At 60.8% G+C, this 18,132-nt stretch carries 17 protein-coding genes and 1 tRNA gene; 6 read left to right on the forward strand and 12 right to left on the reverse strand.

Going from position 1 to position 18,132, the window contains the following annotated elements:
* Positions 1–45: 45 nt before the first annotated feature.
* Both AC13QE_RS14520 and AC13QE_RS14525 read left to right on the forward strand, forming a co-directional pair.
* Complete coding sequence (locus tag AC13QE_RS14520; RefSeq protein ID WP_488484191.1) at positions 46–1,293, forward strand: ROK family transcriptional regulator; 1,248 nt, start codon at positions 46–48, stop codon at positions 1,291–1,293.
* Positions 1,277–1,711, forward strand: coding sequence for an RbsD/FucU family protein (locus AC13QE_RS14525; protein WP_488484192.1), 435 nt, complete (start codon positions 1,277–1,279; stop codon positions 1,709–1,711). The genes AC13QE_RS14520 and AC13QE_RS14525 overlap by 17 nt, the downstream gene beginning before the upstream one ends.
* A gap of 198 nt (positions 1,712–1,909) precedes the next feature.
* Here AC13QE_RS14525 and AC13QE_RS14530 read toward each other — a convergent pair whose 3' ends face one another.
* A complete protein-coding gene (locus AC13QE_RS14530) occupies positions 1,910–2,947 on the reverse strand; it encodes a 4-hydroxyproline epimerase (RefSeq protein WP_132715723.1) in 1,038 nt (345 codons plus the stop codon).
* 139 nt (positions 2,948–3,086) lie between these two features.
* The gene (locus AC13QE_RS14535; RefSeq protein WP_488484356.1) at positions 3,087–4,379 is read right to left on the reverse strand and encodes an alpha/beta hydrolase; all 1,293 of its coding nucleotides are present in this window, start codon (positions 4,377–4,379) and stop codon (positions 3,087–3,089) included.
* Between the two features lie 320 nt (positions 4,380–4,699).
* Between AC13QE_RS14535 and AC13QE_RS14540 the strand changes: the two genes are divergently transcribed.
* A complete protein-coding gene (locus AC13QE_RS14540; protein ID WP_488484193.1) occupies positions 4,700–4,933 on the forward strand; it encodes a hypothetical protein in 234 nt (77 codons plus the stop codon).
* Here the strand turns inward: AC13QE_RS14540 and AC13QE_RS14545 are convergent.
* From AC13QE_RS14545 to AC13QE_RS14555, 3 genes are all read right to left on the reverse strand, one after another.
* The gene (locus AC13QE_RS14545; protein ID WP_488484194.1) at positions 4,930–5,811 is read right to left on the reverse strand and encodes an aldo/keto reductase; all 882 of its coding nucleotides are present in this window, start codon (positions 5,809–5,811) and stop codon (positions 4,930–4,932) included. The genes AC13QE_RS14540 and AC13QE_RS14545 overlap by 4 nt on opposite strands.
* A gap of 211 nt (positions 5,812–6,022) precedes the next feature.
* On the reverse strand, positions 6,023–6,664 hold the full coding sequence (locus AC13QE_RS14550) for a TetR family transcriptional regulator (protein WP_488484195.1): 642 nt from the start codon (positions 6,662–6,664) through the stop codon (positions 6,023–6,025).
* Positions 6,665–6,714: 50 nt separating this feature from the next.
* Positions 6,715–7,362 carry a class I SAM-dependent methyltransferase gene (locus AC13QE_RS14555; RefSeq protein WP_488484196.1) on the reverse strand — a complete coding sequence of 216 codons (648 nt, stop codon included), beginning with the start codon at positions 7,360–7,362 and terminating at the stop codon, positions 6,715–6,717.
* A gap of 216 nt (positions 7,363–7,578) precedes the next feature.
* Here AC13QE_RS14555 and AC13QE_RS14560 point away from each other — a divergent pair, with 216 nt between their 5' ends.
* A complete protein-coding gene (locus tag AC13QE_RS14560) occupies positions 7,579–8,499 on the forward strand; it encodes an oxidoreductase (protein ID WP_488484197.1) in 921 nt (306 codons plus the stop codon).
* A gap of 73 nt (positions 8,500–8,572) precedes the next feature.
* On the opposite strand, the gene AC13QE_RS14565 is transcribed toward AC13QE_RS14560, so the two are convergent.
* Entirely contained in the window at positions 8,573–9,034 is a 462-nt protein-coding gene (locus tag AC13QE_RS14565) for a BA14K family protein (protein ID WP_488484198.1), read from the reverse strand.
* A gap of 145 nt (positions 9,035–9,179) precedes the next feature.
* Between AC13QE_RS14565 and AC13QE_RS14570 the strand changes: the two genes are divergently transcribed.
* Both AC13QE_RS14570 and AC13QE_RS14575 read left to right on the forward strand, forming a co-directional pair.
* Positions 9,180–9,629, forward strand: a complete 450-nt coding sequence (locus tag AC13QE_RS14570) for a MarR family winged helix-turn-helix transcriptional regulator (protein ID WP_488484199.1) — start codon at positions 9,180–9,182, stop codon at positions 9,627–9,629.
* The gene (locus AC13QE_RS14575) at positions 9,626–11,182 is read left to right on the forward strand and encodes an MDR family MFS transporter (protein ID WP_488484200.1); all 1,557 of its coding nucleotides are present in this window, start codon (positions 9,626–9,628) and stop codon (positions 11,180–11,182) included. The genes AC13QE_RS14570 and AC13QE_RS14575 overlap by 4 nt, the downstream gene beginning before the upstream one ends.
* A gap of 252 nt (positions 11,183–11,434) precedes the next feature.
* Here the strand turns inward: AC13QE_RS14575 and AC13QE_RS14580 are convergent, their stop codons facing one another.
* The 6 genes from AC13QE_RS14580 to AC13QE_RS14605 all read right to left on the reverse strand — a co-directional run bounded on the left by AC13QE_RS14580 (position 11,435) and on the right by AC13QE_RS14605 (position 17,802).
* Positions 11,435–11,893 carry a MaoC family dehydratase gene (locus AC13QE_RS14580; RefSeq protein ID WP_488484201.1) on the reverse strand — a complete coding sequence of 153 codons (459 nt, stop codon included), beginning with the start codon at positions 11,891–11,893 and terminating at the stop codon, positions 11,435–11,437.
* Positions 11,894–11,927: 34 nt separating this feature from the next.
* Complete coding sequence (locus AC13QE_RS14585) at positions 11,928–13,121, reverse strand: MFS transporter (RefSeq protein WP_488484202.1); 1,194 nt, start codon at positions 13,119–13,121, stop codon at positions 11,928–11,930.
* Between the two features lie 91 nt (positions 13,122–13,212).
* Entirely contained in the window at positions 13,213–13,662 is a 450-nt protein-coding gene (locus tag AC13QE_RS14590) for an Rrf2 family transcriptional regulator (protein WP_488484203.1), read from the reverse strand.
* Between the two features lie 249 nt (positions 13,663–13,911).
* Positions 13,912–13,988: transfer RNA gene (locus tag AC13QE_RS14595), tRNA-Arg, on the reverse strand.
* 125 nt (positions 13,989–14,113) lie between these two features.
* Complete coding sequence (locus AC13QE_RS14600) at positions 14,114–15,634, reverse strand: ATP-binding protein (RefSeq protein WP_488484204.1); 1,521 nt, start codon at positions 15,632–15,634, stop codon at positions 14,114–14,116.
* Between the two features lie 161 nt (positions 15,635–15,795).
* Positions 15,796–17,802 (reverse strand): HAMP domain-containing methyl-accepting chemotaxis protein, encoded by a 2,007-nt coding sequence (locus AC13QE_RS14605; RefSeq protein ID WP_488484205.1) that lies wholly within the window; start codon positions 17,800–17,802, stop codon positions 15,796–15,798.
* Between the last annotated feature and the right edge of the window lie 330 nt (positions 17,803–18,132).

Genomic DNA, 18,132 nt, shown 5'->3' on the forward strand with positions numbered 1-18,132 from the left:
TTCTGCGGAAAAATAGGGCATGGCCATGATGGAAGGAGCAGGCCAATGTCTCTCGTGCATGACCCGGAGGACACACCCACAACGCTAGCGATTCTCGACCCCTCCGGGGGTGCGAACCAGCTTGGCGTGCGTGCTCACAATGAGCGGCTCGTGCTTTCGCTCGTTCGCCGCCACGGTGCCCTCTCCAAGGCCGATATCGCGCGGCGAAGCGGACTTTCGGCACAGACTGTGTCGGTCATCATGCGGGAACTGGAAAAGGACGGGCTGCTATCCCGCGATGCGCCGGTTCGCGGGCGCGTCGGCCAACCATCCACTCCGATGCGGCTCAATCCGGACGCGGTACTCTCCTTTGGCGTCAAGATCGGCCGGCGCAGCGCCGACCTCGTGCTGATGGATTTCGTCGGCAGCATCCGGATGCAGCTCCATCAGATCTACCCCTACCCACTGCCGCAGGACATCATCACCTTCGTCGCGGCCGGCATCAAGGAACTGGAAGGGCGCCTCAGCGAAGAGCAGCGCCGCAAGATCGCGGGAATGGGCGTGGCCGCACCGTTCGAGCTCTGGAATTGGGCCGAGCAGGTGGGCGCTCCGCCAGGAGCGATGGATGCCTGGCGAGGCTTCGATCTACGAGCCGAAATCGCCTCGCGTGTGTCTTACCCGGTCTTTCTGCAAAACGACGCTACCAGCGCCTGCGGTGCCGAACTGGTCTTCGGGATCGGCCCGCATTATCCGGATTTCGTCTATTTCTTCATAGGCTCGTTCCTCGGCGGCGGCATCGTCCTGAATTCGTCCGTCTTCGTTGGCCGAACGGGTACCGCCGGCGCACTCGGCCCCCTGCCCGTGCGCGGCCGCAACGGCGAGAACCGCCAGCTTCTCGAGATCGCTTCGATCTTCGTGTTGGAAAATCTATTGCGGGATCACGGTTTCGATCCACGCCCTCTTTGGTATTCGGCGGATAATTGGATCGATTTCGGCGAACCGCTGGAGATTTGGATCCAGGATACGGCCAAGGCACTGGCACAGGCGATCGTCGCCTCCGCCTCCGTTCTTGATTTCAGCGCCGCCGTCATCGATGGCGGCTTTCCCGGCTGGGTGCGGGAACGCGTGGTGCGCGCAACCATCAAGGCAGCGGCGGAACTGGATCTTCAGGGCGTCGTCATGCCCGAGATCATCGAGGGCGCCGTGGGGCCCCAGGCTCGCGCCATCGGCGGCGCCAGCCTGCCGATCTTCGCGCGCTACCTCATCGACCAGAACGTTCTTTTCAAGGAGATAGAGCATGCTGAAGGGCATTGACCCACTGTTGAGCCCGGAGCTTCTGGCGACGCTACGAGCCATGGGCCACGGCGACGAAATCGCCCTCGTAGACGGCAATTATCCCGGCCTCGAACATGGGCGCCGCCTCATCCGCCTCGACGGTCATGGCGTCATTCCCGTGCTCGATGCGGTGCTGAGCGTGCTACCGATCGACGATTTCGTGCCGCAGGCGATATTCCGGGCGACCGTCAAGCAGGACCGCGATGCCATCGACCCCGTTCATGCGGAGATGATCGAATGCTGCGCCCGGCATGTGCCCGAAATCAAGGTCGTGCCGTTACTGCCGTCGGAATTCTACGAGCGGGTGCAGCGTGCGCATGCACTGATACAGACGAGCGAGCCGCGGCTCTATGGGAACATCATTTTGCGCAAGGGTGTGATTTATCCAGCAAAATAGCATGCCGGCCCCTCATCCGGCCTTCGGCCACCTTCTCCCCGCTTGCGGGGCGAAGGGGATGGGCGCACCTGCAGCCTTCCCTCCGGCAAGTTGCCCAGACGAGAATGCAGAGCTAGTCCCCTCTCCCCGCCTGCGGGGAGAGGGTTAGGGTGAGGGGCAAACTCTCAAGATGGCAGAAGCCAGTCATCCGCCTACCCCTCAAATATCGCCCGCCGAAGGTCCCCAGACATCCGTCATGGCAAAACCTTCCGCCATCGGGTCGAACGGATCGAGCGCCACTTGGCTAAGACCGAATGTGAAGCCGCGGCCGGTGATGGTCGGGATAATCGCCGGCCTGCCGGCAACCTCCGTCTCCGCCTGCAGCCCTACCTCGAACTCCGAACCGATGATCGAGCGGGACTTGAAGATATCGCCGACCTTGGCCTTGCCACGGGCGTGCAGCGTCGCCAGATTGGCGGAATTGCCGGTGCCGCAGGGCGAGCGGTCGGCGCGGCCGGGCCACATGGTCGTGCAGGTGCGGATGGCGCCATCGGCATCGATATCGCGGAACATGACATAGGCAACGCCTGAGATCGCCGGGATTTCCGGATGAACCACGGACATGGTGCGGTTGATCGCATCCTTGAGGATCATGCCGGCCTGGACAAGGGCGGCCGCATTGGCCTTTTCGATCTTCAAGCCGATCTGGCCGACATCGACGAGCGCGTAGAAGATGCCGCCATAGCAGAGATCGAGCTTGATCCTGCCCCATTGCGGTGTGTCGAGCCCGACATCCAGTTCATGCACGAAGGACGGCACCATGGTCAGGCGCACCTTTTCACAGCGGCCGTCACGGCAGGTCGCGGTGGCGCGGACGAGACCGGCGGCCGTGTCGAGCGTCACGACCGTTTCCGGCTCCTTCATCTCGACGATGCCGGATTCCAGCAGCGCCGTGGTCACGCAGATGGAGTTCGAGCCGGAGCTTGCATGCGCCTGATCGGGTTGCAGAATGATGAAACCGGCATCGGCCTCAGGATGCTTGGCCGGCAGCAGCAGGTTCACCGATCCGATCGGCGCGCCGCGCGGCTCCAGCACGAGGAAACGGCGCAGCTCCTGGCCCTTTGGATCCGTGTTCAGCCAATGGAGCTGCTCGGCAATGCTGTTGCCGGGGATCTTCGGCACGCCGCCGATGGCAACCTTGCCGATCTCACCCTCGCAGTGAACATCCAGCAACTGGATCGTGCGCTTCCATCTCATCTCATCCACTCCAATCACACATGCCAGATGGTGCAGCCATCTGACTGCTTGCATCTCTGATATATCAGATGGCGAAACATGACTATCGCGTTTCGCAGCAACGATGAATGCGGCCGCTCCGGATCGCATCATGATAGCATTATTGACGCAATGCTTCGCCGACATTGCTGCCGGTCGCCTCGACGCTATCGCCCAGAGATCCCACCGTATTGCCGGCCGATGCGCTAACGCGACGCCATTGCTCGCCGTAATTCGCGCGGGTGCGAGGATCGAAAATGGCAATCGGAGCGCTGACGGCAGCACCCGCCACGCTCCCGACCGTCTGGGCAGCACCCATAGCAACTGCTCCGACGGCATCGCCGATACCGACATCGGAGTCCGTGATCGTCTGGCCGGCAATCAACCGCGCACCAATCAGCTTCACCACTTCCGGGCTTTCGGCGAACTTGCCGTGATTAAGACCATCGCCGGTCTTGAGCTTCGTGAGATCGAGTACGGTGATCCCGTGCTTTTCCAGCTCACTGCGATAGGGCTCAGCTGTCGGGTCGATCTGTCCGAGCCGGTCGATATTGCCGGAAATGCGACGTGAGAGTGAAAGCGCGCGATCGTCCCGCGAGACGAACAGCGTGAAATGCGGCTTGTCCTTGCCGAGTGCTGCGAACTGTCTTCCGAAGACATCGACGTCTAGATCGGGCGAAGCGAGGATGACATTGTTGATCTTCGGCGCGACACGACCGTTGCGGATCGCCATCTGTCGCAGCGATTCGACTGCGAGCCAGCTGCCCATCGAATGCGCCATGACGGTGATATCGCCGACGGCCGGATCAGCGGCGACGCGGCGCAGCAATTCCTCGAGCGAGTCACGGGAATAGTTTGTGCTCTCCTTGTCATAGGCATAGTCGAAAATGCTAGCGCGCGACGGCCAGGTAAACACGATCGGTACGACGTCGGCATGCGAATCGTGAACGATCTGCGCAAAGCGGTAGACGGCATCCTCATAGCGGTTGTTGAAACCGTGCACGAAGATCAGCACCCGCCTGTTCTTCGGCAATTCCGCATGCACCCAGGCCCGCCCATCCGCCTCCGTCGCCAAAGGCTTGACGGCGGTGGTGACGAAATTTTTCAGCGGATCGCCTGGCAAGCGGCTCGGCCACTGCACCTGGCCGACCTTGCGATTGGCCTCTGGCGGAATGGAGACGCTGACGGCATCCACCTTGAGCCCCGGCCCGCGCTCACCCGAAAACAGGATGGCCGGATCCTTGTCCGGCAGGCGCGTTGTGGCGACGAGCAGATCGACCTTGGATGTGCCAGGCACGTTTTCACTGATGGGCTGCATTACCCCGATAGGGCGACCGCATGCGGCGAGCGACAATGTCGCAACGACGGTCATAGTCCGGAGAAACAGCTTTCCCCGCCGGTCCGAACCCGCCATGCGCTGCATCATGCAACCCTTCCATACCGCCATAACGTCGCGCCACTCTACGCATGGATACCTGCGGTGCAAGCCGCTCCCGCGGCTTATGGCCACATGACGCGACGCTAATTCGCGGCGGCATTGCAAAGGCGCAACGCATTCTGACAAGTCACTCACGATGGGAAGATAAAAAAAGAGCCCGACGCGGGAGGAGGATGCATCGGGCTCTTGATCCGGATTGGCAACTGGGAGGAGGAGGAGTGTTGCCAATCATTGAAGGAGCGCTGGGAGGAGGAGTGCGCTGCCTTCGAGGGATTAGATATAACGAGCGGATGGGGATGAACAGACCGGCTTTCGCAATGCAGCAATGCGCTGAGCGCATGGCTTTCTCCTCAGAAGCCGAAAATATCGCATACCGCCGGCGTTCTGAACGTTTTACCGCCTATTTTGCAGTCGTTATCGATCCTAATCCTAAGATTCACATGATTGTGATCGGCGTTTCTGCATGGGAAGCACCCTCGGCCGCTTGTCCGATCAGCAACCGCCGATCGAACAAGCGAATTTCGGTTTAGGCGGCCTTGAAGGCTTTCTTGCCTTCAGCATCGAGCGCAGCAAACTCCTCGTCGGACAGAACGATATCGACCGCGGCGGTGTTTTCCTCGAGGTGCTTAACCTTGCCCGTTCCGGGGATCGGCAGCATCACGGGGCTGCGCTTCAGCACCCATGCAAGCGCGATCTGGCTCGGAGCGGCATTGTGCTTCTTCGCGATGGTATCGAGCAGCGAGCCCTCCTTGGCGAGATCGCCGGCGGCCAGCGGGAACCAGGGGATGAAACCGATGCCGTGCTTTTCGCAATAGTCGAGCACGTCCTCGCTGGTGCGATCGACCAGATTGTAGCGGTTCTGCACCGTCACCACCTTGAAATGCTTCGACGCCGCCTCGATGTCGGCAATGGAGACCTCGCTCAAGCCCGCATGACGGATGATGCCGTCGCTCTGCAACGACTTCACGGCATCGAACTGCTCGGCCGCCGGCACCTTGGAATCGATCCGATGCAACTGCCAGAGATCGATGCGATCAACGCCGAGGTTGCGCAGGCTCTTGTGCGCCTGCTGGATCAGGTATTCGGGACGCCCCACGGGCACCCAGACATTCGGGCCGGTTCGGGTAAGACCGCCTTTGGTAGCAACCACGAGACCGTGACCGTAGGGATGAAGAGCCTCCTTGATCAGACGTTCGGAAACGTCCGGGCCATAGGAATCGGCGGTATCGATGAAATTGATGCCGAGTTCCGGCAGCCGCCTCAGCGTACGCACGGCTTCGTCATGGTCCTCCGGCTCACCCCATATACCGGCGCCGGTGATGCGCATGGCACCGAAACCGAGGCGATGAACGGGGAGATCACCACCGATCTTGAACTGACCGGACTTGGCTGCGTCGAATTCTGACATGGTTATAGTCCCTTTTTGCTGATCTGAAATGTATCTGGCGTTTCGGGCATCCGCGGAGGAGCCGAGACTTGAAGTGCAAATCGAGGGTTTCGCGAGAGATGCAGTCGCGACCCGATACTACATGGGTCTGCATCGCGGCATATGCAATGCATCGCGATGCACGATGCGTCGCGACCGATCAGGGCGGCTTCCCTGGGTTAGCCCGGCGCAGTCATGGGCGCCGTTGCACCTGCTCGCCCAGATCGGCAAGCGCTGCCCAAAGCTCATCGAACATGGTGCGAGCGAACTGCTCCACCGAAGCATTCTGCGGAGATTGCGTCCAGCGCTCACCGCCGATGCGCAGCATTGCCACGACCGCCGCCGCAAGCATGCCGAGGCGCAGACGCTCCCCCTGGCTGCCGCTGCGGGCAAACAGCGCGTCCGCGAGCTTCCTCTCCAGCTTGGCATATTTCAGCTGATCGCGGGCTTGAAGAGTTGGCGTATTGCGGATCAGGGCGACGAGAGCAAGGCTTTGCGGATCGACGATGGCAGTCTGAAGGGCGGAATTGACGGCGGCTTCGATGACCTCGACGATCGAAGCATCTTCGGGCTGTGCGGCGACCGCTGCGATCAACTCGCGGGCAAAACCATCCTGCCAGGCGGCAACGACCTCTTCCTTGCTGGGGAAATAATCGAAGAAGCTACGCTTGGAAACGTCGGCCGCCTCTGTGATATCTTCGATCGTGGTAGCGTCAAAGCCGCGCTCGAGGAAAAGCTTCAGGGCGGCGGCTTCGATGCGTTCGCGGGTTTGACGGCGCTTGCGCTCGCGCCGGCCTTCCTTTACCGCGCTGTCGACATCCGGCTTTTTCGCCATCCTCTACCCCCGGCATTCACTTCAGGCCGCCCAAATCGGCCTTACCGGCTTCAGGCGCTGATTCCGGCATTCTCTCCGGTGCTACGATATTTGGAGCCGATGATCGAGAGCTCCAGAGGATTTTGCCGCGATATCCTGTAGACGCCGGCCGGCGGAATGTTGCGCACGGTGCCGCCGATGCGCTTTGCAGTGAGCCCGAGGCTTTCAAGGATCGGTTTCTGTACCGGACAGCGCGGGCCGTAGGTGAACTGATAGAAAGCTCCTCCCGGCTTCATCGTTTCGAAGGCACCCCCGACGATGCCCGCGACTTTGGCGGGCGGCATGGATAGCAACGGCAGGCCGCTAATGACGGCGCCGAACGGCGCGTCATCGAAAAGACCGCATTGGCCGAGCTGCGCCGCATCCATATGCACGACCCTCGCCGCCGGAAAACGCTCACGCAGGCGGACGGCAAACTCCTCGCCGAACTCGACGAGCGTCAGCGCGCTCTCGGGAATGCCTCGCGCCAGCAGCGCCCGGGTGAATACTCCGGTGCCTGGACCGAGCTCAAGGATCGGGCCATCGACCGGCCCGATCTCCTGGGTCATCAGTCTTGCCAGACTCTCGCCCGAGGGCGCGACCGCCGCAACGCGCATCGGATTGCTCACCCAGGAGCGGAAGAACTGCACAAAATCAGCGCATGAGGTTTTTGTCGTCATTCCGCAAATCCAATCTTCGGCCACAAGGCATGATGAGTGCCGAACAGCATGGCAATTCAAAGGCATGCCGCGCCATCCGGCTACGGAAAGTCCCTGATACGCAAGTGTTGTCGCGTATTTCGAGCTTCTATATTTTCATTCGATGCAAACTTGCATTTAGTATATGAATTACCAGATACAATGGGCAAATGCCAAATCTCTTCACAGGAGCCCGCAATGCCAGACTGGACAGTGAAAGATATTCCGCCGCAGACAGGCCGCATCGCAGTCATTACCGGCGCCAACAGCGGTATCGGCTACGAGGCGGCAAAGGCTCTGGCAGCGGCCGGCGCCAAGGTCGTCATCGCATCGCGCAATGAGGCCAGGGCCAACGAGGCACTCGCCAGGATCCGTGCGGCCACACCGGGCGCAGACGTGACATTCGAGGCGCTCGATCTTACCAGCCTCGATTCCGTCGCGCGCACGGCAACCCGCATCGCTGATAGGCTGCCGCACATCGACCTGCTCATCAACAATGCCGGTGTCATGGCCATTCCGGACCGGCACGAGACCGAGGATGGCCTCGAGATGCAGATGGGCGCCAATTATATTGGCCATTTCGCCTGGACGATGCGGCTGCTGCCGAAGGTCTCTGCGGCCGAAAATCCGCGTGTGGTCACGGTCAGCAGCCTGGCGCATCGCAGCGGCAGGATCAATTTCGACGATCTGCAGTGGCGCAAGCGCTATCGGCCCTGGCCCGCCTATTGCCAATCGAAGCTGGCAACGCTGCTCTTCAGCCTGGAGCTCGATCGCATCGCACGCGCCGAAGGCTGGAAGCTGAAAAGCATTGCCGCCCATCCCGGCTATGCCGCGACCGGCCTGCAGACCACGGGTCCGCGCATGGGCCGCGATCGGGCCGGCAGCCTCGAAATCGCGACAAGATTGCTGGGGCCGTTTCTATCGCATACGGCAGCAGCCGGCGCCCTCCCGACCCTCTTTGCGGCGACCGCGCCGGAGGCGGAAGGCGGCGCCATGTATGGCCCGAACGGTTTCTATGAACTCAAAGGCCCGCCGGTGCGAGCCAAGATTGCCGCTCATGCCCGCGATCAGGCCATCTGGCGACGGTTGTGGGATGTTTCCGAACAGTTGACCGGCTGAGACAGCCCTTGCCGCAGCGGTCTGAAAGAAATCTCCCTCCACAGAACGGAGAGGGATTTCGATCTGTTTCACATTACGGGCTGACGCACTGACGCCGCGGACCATTGGTCGGCTGATAGGTATTGTCCGATGCACGATAGGTCTTGTAGCGACTTGCGCACCAGCGGACATGCGCGCTGCCGCGCGGCGGCTGTGCTACGGCCCCGCCGATGATCGCGCCGGCTGTGAAGGCGGCCATCGGATACCACCAGCCGTCATGACGCCGATAGCCGGGGCGATGATAGCGATAGCCGCGATGGCCGTGCCAGTAGCCGGGGCGATAGTGCGGACGATAATGGGGGCGATGCCGCCCGCGATAGTGCCTGTTGTGATGACGGTATTGAACTTCCGTCAGGCCGGCGGGCTGCTCACCCGTCTGCTGGATGGCCGGCTGGGTTAGCGGCTGGATTGGGGCGGCGGCCACCGGATCGAAAGACGTAACGGCAAGCAGGGCACTCAAGGCAGTTACTGTTACGGTTGTCAGAAATCGTTTCACAGCTCTTCTCCTCCCGTCGAGTCGTAATACTGATGAACAACGCGCAATGATTGAAAATCTTTCACAATATTATTGCTTGCGCAAGTACATGCCACGCGATAGGTCTATAGATAGGAAGCCTATCTATCTATCAGTGAGAGACGTAATGGGTAAAGCCGACCCCCATCAGGGCCACGAGGATGCCTACGCGCTGGCCGAGGCTTTGCGCCCTGCACTCCATCGACTCTATCGACAATTGCGGCGCGAGAGCGACGAGGCCGATCTGTCGCCGCTGCATGCCCTGCTGCTCGTCGCCATCATCCAACAGCCAGGCATCGGCGTTGCCGAACTAGCTCGGCTGGAGAGACTGAGAGGACCGACGATTTCAGGCCATGTGAAGGCGATGGAGCGGGATGGCCTCATTGCCCGTTCGGAACCGGACCCGAGCGACCGTCGCCGCAATGGCCTGGTGGCGACCGAGAAAGGTGAGGAAATCATCCGCAGCCTGAAACGGCGGAGAACGGACTGGCTCGCCTCAGAACTCGCCAAACTGTCGCCGCAGCAGCGCGCCGCCATTCGCGCCGCCATCGAACCGCTCATGGAGATCGGGCAATGAATGCGCCGCTTCCGGATAGTGCCACGCCATTGGCTTCGGCAGCAGACGTCCCGCCCGATCGCCGCGAGATCCGCGCCGTTATCTTCGGGCTGATGATCGTTCTCGGCCTCGGCGCCATCGACCAGAGCATCGTCGCAACGGCGCTGCCACGCATCGTCAGCGATCTCGGGGGCCTGACGCATCTCTCCTGGGTGGTCAGCGCCTATGTCCTCGCCTCGACCAGCACCATGCCGCTCTACGGCAAGCTCAGCGATCAGTACGGCCGCAAGCCGATGATCTATGCGGCAATCCTCATCTTTCTTCTCGGCTCGGTGCTGAGCGGCATGGCGCAAACGCTGATGCAGCTCATCATCTTCCGAGCGATCCAGGGCATCGGCGCAGGCGGATTGCTGCCGCTGGCGCAGATCATCATCGGCGACATCGTGCCGCCGGCAAGACGCGGACGCAATCAGGGTTCGATCGCGGCCGTCTTCGCAGTCTGCAGCGTCATCGGCCCGATCGCCGGCGGCGTCATCACCGATCTTCTGTCATGGCACTGGATCTTCTACGTCAACCTGCCGATCGGCGCGGTCGCCCTCGTCATGATCGGCCGAGCACTCAAGCGGCCGCATCAGGCGCGTAGCCGCCGCATCGACTATCCCGGCGCGGCTCTGCTGACGAGCTGTACGACGACCTTCCTGCTGGTGCTCGCGCTCGGCGGCAATGAATGGGCCTGGAACTCGCCCGAGATTTTCGGGCTTTCTGCGCTTGCACTCGTTCTCTTCGTCTTTTTCATCCTGCATATCCGGCGTGAGCCTGAGCCGGTGCTGCCGCCCGATCTCTTCCGCAACCGGCTCTTCGTCGTCGCCTGCGTCGTGCTCGCCCTCACCTTCATGGGCATGCTGGGAGCAAGCCTCTTCTTTCCGCTGTTCTTCCAGATGGTCATGGGGGTCAGCCCCTCGCATTCCGGCCTGCTCACCGGTCCGCTGATGATCGGCGTCGTCATCTCCTCCATGGTCAACGGGCGTGTGCTGCTGCATCGCTTCGGGCGCTACAAGCCGGCGCAGCTCTGCGGCCTCAGCCTCGCAACCGTCGCCTTTGCCGTGCTCGCCTGGGCTGCCGCCACCAGCCAGGGCTTCTGGATCATCGAGCCGACGGTCTTTGCGCTCGGCCTCGGCCTTGGCCTCGTCATGCCCACAATGACGATCGCGGTACAGAATGCCCTCCCCCCGGCCCATCGTGGCGTGGGGACGGCGACGCTCGCCTTCTTCCGCTCGCTCGGAGGCCTCATCGGCGTCACCGGCTCCGGCGCTATTCTTGCCTATCGCGTACAGAATGCCGGCGGCGCCCTCGACGGGATGCATGGTTCCTCATTGACCGAAGCCGGCATGAAGCAGCTCGCCACCGCCTCCCCCGAAGCGCATGACGCCGCGATAGCGCTCTATCGACATGCGATCGCCATGACCTTTGCGACTGGCACTGCGATTGTGGCCTTGGCGCTGATCGCGCTGTTGTTCTTGCCGGAATTGCCGCTAAGAGCGGATCATGGGCCGGAAACGAAGCGGCAGGGTTGAGCGACGCAAAGAGACGTGAAGGCCCTCAACGCCTGCCGCGATTATCCGACGGCAGGTCCATGGGGCACAAACATCATGCCGTCAGTCAAAAATACAAATGGAAAAATGGCGCACATCTCAGGTGATGATGAGAACTACGCCCACTCTACAGCAGCCCTCTGAAGAGCGACTTTCAAACCTTCCAAGCACGGTCCGTTCTTTAGCTTGCCAAGATCGCATATATGGGCCGACCGGGCCTGCCTCGAATGGATGCTACCCTCGAGCATTTCGCCTCGGGGCGAGGATGTTGGCGACCGCGACTTGGACTTCTTCGTTGTGCTGATTGAGGGTGCGCAGACGTACCTTAAGCAGACCAAGCGCGGGATTCGATCGCGATGGCTTCACCTCCAACACCTCCGTCTCGATGCGCAGAGTATCGCCGGGGTGTACAGGACGCGGCCATCGGATTTCTTCTCCACCGGCGCCGATAACGCCACCGACGATCGGAAGCCCGCCATCCACCAGCAGGCGCATCGTGGCAGCGGCGGTATGCCAGCCGCTTGCCACTAGCCCACCGAAGAATGATGTTTTGGCTGCCGCCGGTTCAAGATGGAAGGGTTGCGGATCGAACTCGGCAGCAAAGCGCATAATCGCGTCGGCTTCCATATGGAACGGCCCCGCTTCAAATCGCTGCCCATCGGTAAAATCCTCGAGATAAAGCTTGGAAGTCATCGTAGATCCTCCGTTAAGGCCGAACTCCTTGGGATTAGGAAGCGCGCGAACTGTCCGTTGCCGCGGCCGGCACAGCGGGCGCGGTACCGCGCACTATGAGGCGGTGGGCGACTTCTGCGGTCAAAAGACCGGCAAAAATCAGAACAGCTCCAACCAAACCCAGAAAACGTGGATCAAGCACTTGGAGGACTGCTGCACCGAGTGCACCAGAGGCCGAGACGCCGATGTAGATCGCAGCAGCGTTCAAGGCGATCAGAAGGGGCGCCTTGGTGGGTGCGATGCCGATGAGGCGATGCTGCTGCGGAACCAGGACGCCCCAACCGGCGAAACCCCAGATTATGAGCGTGACACTCGCGCCGACAAAGGTACCGCTCGTCACCGGCATGAGGGCAAAATCCAGCGCAGCGATCGCCGCGGCGGCATTGATGATCCTACGGCTTCCGAACTTGTCTGTCAGGACGCCGGCAGCCAGATTGCCAGCTAACGCGGCAATTCCCCATATCGAGATCAGGGCTGCCAGAAGCGACCCATCACCACCGGTGGCACGCTCGAAGGCAAGGCTGATATAGTTGTATACGGTATAAAGGCCAGTTAGCACGAAGAGGGTCGTAAGCAGTGTCATCGCTACACGGAGGTCGCCGATCGGCGCCAGCCGTTCCGCAAGTCGCAAGCGTGGCGGAGGCGCCGTTTGCGGGAGAAGCAGTCGGACGCCAACTAAGGCCAGCAGACCCAAGGCGGCGACAAACCACATCGTCAACCGCCAATCGCCAAGGCTGCCGACCAGGGTTCCGATCGGCGCACCAAGCGCGGTTGCTCCGCTCAACCCCGCCATGACGATGGCCAGAGCCCGACCGCGTCGCTCAGGCGTGACTAGGCCCGCTGCCATAGCGCTTGCGGCCGGAGTGAACATGGCGCCGCCTAGGCCTGCTAACGCGCGGCTTACCAGAACGAGATCGAACGTAGAAACCATTGCCGTCAGCACATTGCCGACAATGAAGACGACGAGACCGCCTGCAAGCACGGTCCGGCGCGGCCATTGCGCCGTCAGCGTGGCCATGACAGGCGTCATCAGGGCATAGGCGAGAGCATAGACGGTGATCATCTGCCCGGCCGCAGTCACCCCGATATTAAGTGAGCGCGAAACATCCGGCAGAATGCCCGCGACGACAAAACTGTCAGTGCCGATCGAAAAGGTGCCAAAGGCGAGCACGAGCAGACGCATATCCATTTTACAGCCTTCCCTTCCTCTTGATGTAATCGTTTTTGTTACATTTATAGTTACAAGACATCCACCTGCCGCACCGTCTTATTGGCAGGATCTAAATTCTGTTTGATCCAGGTGTCGCCGAAAGTGTATCGGCGAGGACCTGCTCAATGGTCGTTTTCGCGAGATGTTGCTGGATCAGATGATCCAAAGAACTGTACACACGGCTGAGCGCAGGCTGAATTCCTCGCCCGACCGGGCAGCCTGGATTGGGTGGCGAAGCATGTAGGCCAAATGGCCCTCCCTGCTCGAGCGCCGCAGATACGTCGCCCAGCGTAATTGCGGCGGCGCTTTTGGCGAGCGTCCATCCCGCATTCACGCCGCGATGACTTCTGACGAGGCCCGCCGTACGCAAAAGCCCAAGAGTACGCCGGATCACGACGGGATTGGTGTTCACGCTCAGCGCAATCCGTTCCGAGGTTACGGGATCGGCGCGGTTTCGTGCTACGAGGGCCATCCACGACAAGATGTGAATGGCAACGGTAAGGCGGCTGTTTGCGCTCATTCCAAATGACTCCTTGATGTAACTGTATATGTTACGACAAGGAGATGTCAACAAATGTAGCGCGTCTGATGATCCGCATTATCACTCTCCCGGGCTTTTCATCGAGAAGTCGGTCGCAGAAGAGGGAATCGTTCACCACGATGTGACGCCACGGTCTTTCCTCCGGCATCCCGGTTTCGAGCGGAACCGGCGTAGTCCCGGCAACCATCGGCGGCAAATTTCGGTATCGATGCAGTGAAAATGGGAAAATGGCGCACCCGAAGAGATTCGAACTCCTGACCCCCAGATTCGTAGTCTGGTGCTCTATCCAGCTGAGCTACGGGTGCGTGGCCGAAACGGAAGAAACCGTTGGCGTGGGCGGTTCTCTAAAGCCTCCCTTGAGGGAATGCAAGTGGATTTCTGAAAAAGATCGCAATTTTCGTGCATAGCGACGTCAAATAACTGAAAACAATCAGTTTTCTTGCAGGCTTCTGCTGCGGTAATCATCGAGGGATACCGGGCGGTCGGGAATTTCGATGCGGAACTGCGTGCCGGCCGCCGGTTTTTCGACGAGCGCAATCGTGCCGCCATGGGCAAGGACGAGTTCACGGGCGATCGCGAGGCCAAGGCCGGTACCACCCGAGCGCGCCGAACCGCGAAAGGCCGTAAACAGGTTCTCCCTCGCCTTTTGCGGCATGCCCGGGCCGGTATCGTCGACGGTGATGCTGACGACACTGCCAATCCGATGCGCCGAAACCGTGATTCGCCTGACGCTATCGGGTTCCGCTTCGCCGAAAGCGATCAGCGCCTGATAGGCATTGCGGCAGAGATTGTGGATGACACGGAAGAGCTGTTCGCTGTCGGCATCGACCTCCAGATCCGGGCTGAGCTGCACGATGAACTCGATGCCGCTGTCCGGATCGATCGCCAAGATATCGCGAACCTCTTCAATGAGTTCGAATATGCGAATCTTGCGCCGGCGTGGGGCCGACTCAGAGGTCTGGCCAAAGGAGAGAACCTCGGTCGTATAGCCAACGGCGCGATCGATGGTGCGCAACAGCTTCGGAGCAAAGCGCTTGACCATCGGGTCGTCGACATCGACCAGACGGTCCGACATCAGCTGCGCGGCCGAGAGGATATTGCGCATGTCATGGTTGATCTTCGACACCGCCAATCCGAGCGCAGCCAGGTTCTTCTGCTGCTTGAGAGTCTTTTGCAATTGCGACTGCATCGCGGCGAGATGCCGGCCGGCCACGGCCAGCTCGTCCCGCCCCTTCTCCGGCACAAGAATATGGCCGGGATCCTCCGGATCATCGGAATAGGCCTGCATGCTGTCGGTCAGGCGGCGGATGGGACGGATCATCATGCGATTGATCGCAAAGAAGATCAGCGTTGCGGTGAACAGCGAGATGAGGATGGAGACGAAGAAGACGCTGGTCGAATAGGCAAGCATCGCATTGCGCAGCCGGGTATCCTTCAGCACCACCTCGATGCCCGTATTGGCATCGCCGCCAACCGGACCGAACACGCGGATGATGCGATTGCCGCCGAAGAGCAGCGTATCGAGCGCATCCTTGATGGCGGTGAGCTGGGACACGTCGCTGAGATCGTATTTCTCATCGACGGCAGCCGGCATCTCGGCTGTAGCCAGCAGGCGCGACGTGCCGTCCTTGCGCAGAACGATAGCCCGCGTGCCCGTCGCCATCAGGGTCTCCTTTTGCAGAGCACGCGGCAGTTCAGCCGGCTGCAGACCGTCGATGACGATGGCAGCGGCAGCGGCGGTGTTCAGCCGATCCTGCAGCCACCGCAGTCGCATATTGGCGACCGAAGGCACGAAAATCAGCACTTCCGCCAACGAAATGAAAACGACGGTGAGGATGAGGAGCTTGCCGGAAAGGCCGCCGAAAATACCTGTGGGACGACAAAGCTGGGACAGGCGGCCTTTCTCGACCTTGCCGTCCTTTACGGCATCCTTGTCCTGCCCACTGTCCATTTCAATTGTCCCGCTTCGCTTAAAAAGCGATCTGATGCGACCTGATCGAAACTACATAATAGGCGATTGTGGAGCTTTTTCCAATCGGCTTGGGATTTTGACAGAAGACGAAAGCCGGGAGCGACGCTCAGGCGCCGCAGCCGGCCTCATTGTCTGACGGATCAGAACTCTTCCCAGCCTGGCGCCGCTGCAGCCGGAGCAAGCGTCCCGCCGCCAAAGGCGGACGCGACCCTGTCGATCATGCGTCGGGCCGGCGAAGCGGCCGGACGATGCGTCTCGGCGCGTGCTGGAACGGGAGAGGAAACATTGGCTGCGTCCACCTTGAAGCGCGAGACGAGCTGGACAAGGCCATCCGCTTCGGCCGCCAGCCGATGGGTCGCGGCCGAAGTCTCCTCGACCATGGCGGCATTGCGCTGAGTGACCTCATCCATCTGATTGACGGCCTTGTTCACCTCCGACAGGCCCGTTGCCTGTTCGCGTGCCGCTGTCGCTATCGAGTGAATGTGATCGTTGATCTTCAGCACGCGGGCCTCGATGGAGGACAACGCCTCACCGGTTGCCTGCACCAGTTTGACGCCGACCTGCACCTCGTTACCGGACTTGCCGATCAAAGCCTTGATATCCTTGGCCGCGGTGGCGGAGCGCTGGGCGAGCTCACGCACTTCCTGGGCAACGACGGCAAAGCCCTTGCCCGCATCGCCGGCGCGTGCGGCCTCTACGCCGGCATTCAGCGCCAGTAGATTGGTCTGGAAGGCGATGTCGTCGATCACACCGATGATCTGGCTGATCTCGCCCGATGCCTGCTCGATGCGTCCCATGGCGTCGATCGCGTTGCGAACCACCGTGCCGGAGCGAGCCGCGTCGTCCTTGGCTTCGCTCACCATGACGCTCGCCTCACGCGCCCGTTCCGTCGAATTCTGAACGACGGAGGTGATCTCGTCGAGCGCTGCCGAGGTCTCTTCCAGAGCAGCCGCCTGCTGTTCGGTGCGCTTGGAAAGGTCGTCGCTGGCGTGACGGAGCTCGTTCGTATTGGAATTGATCGAACCGGTGGTGCCGCGCACTTCGCTCATGGTGCTTTTCAGCGTCTCGAATGTCGCGTTGACGTTCTGCTGCAGCTCGGCGAAGGCGCCCTGGAAATTGCCCTTCATCGCCTGGGTCAAGTCTCCCTCGGCCAAGCTCGCGATGACGCGGCGGACCTCACCGATACCCGTGTCGACGCTCACAAGCAGCTCGTTCACATTGCCGGCGAAACGATTGAGGTTGACGTCGCCATAGTCCTTCTCGATGCGGTGGCTGAAATCGCCGGCCGCGGCGGCAGAGACTGCGAGAGACATGCTCGACTGAAGCTCGTCGCTTTTTGCGCGCAAGGCCGCCTCCTCGGCATTCATACGGCGCACGGCCTTGCCGTTTTCCTTGAAGACGTCGACGGCCGCCGCCATCTCGCCGATTTCGTCCTTCCGGCCGGCAAATGGCACTTCGATGTCGAAATGGCCGTCGGCGACATCCTTTATCGCATCGGTCACCCTGCGGATCGGGCGGCTCAGATGGACGGTTCCAATATAGGCGCCGAGGCCGACGCCGGCTACGATACCGGCGACCATGATGCCGAGCACGACCCACAAGACGCTGCTGTGAAAGTCTGCAATCTCGGTCTCTGCCTTTGCAAGCTCCGCTTTGTCGGTCTGAACAATCGCATCTATCTCAGCCTGAAAAGCCTTGCGGTTGGCGCGGTTCGCCTCGTTGTTGCCCTGCTTGCCGGCGGCATCCGGGCCATCGGTCACGCCGAGCCTGGCCGTTTCGGTGCGAAAGGTGCGAAACTCCTGGGCACGGGCCTGCAGCTTGGTGAATTCCGGCTGCTGCATCTCCGGCACCAGGGGCGCCCAGCTTGCAAGCACCTTGTCGATCTCGTCGAGATCGGCCATCAGCCCATCGGCAAAGGGTTTGACATCCTTTGCGGCAGCAGCGGCATAAATGCCCCGCGCTTCCATCACGACCGCGGTCACGTAACGATTCAAGCGCTCGCCCATGTAAGCGCGGCTCGCCGTCTGCTCGTAGCTCTGTAATTTCTGGTCATATTGATGCAACGCATAGAGCGCAGTGACGCCGATCATTAGCGCCGCCCCGGCCATGACAGATACAAGCAGATTAATTTTGCCGCGAATTTTCACAATACCCCTCCGGCGCAGATCCCATCCCCCACAAACCGATGGGTTTTACCGCACAAAGCTAGATATCGGCTAAAATCATTAATGTTATATTGAGTTATCTTTAATCCAAGCGCCTGACATTCTTCACTATACTATCCGTATATTTTAGAAGTTATGCAATTTATATTCAAGGTTGCGCGCACGCCCCGGGGAGCGGCAGCCAGATGGCGATCAGCCGCCGCCGATCGCGCGAAATTGCCTGCCTTAAAGGAATCTGCACCCATATAATTGACTTCCGGAGGCTTGATCCGTATAAGCCCGCGCACGTCCGGTCATGGAGCCTGCATTTGC

It is taken from the genome of Martinezella sp. CNPSo 3957 (assembly GCF_057784395.1).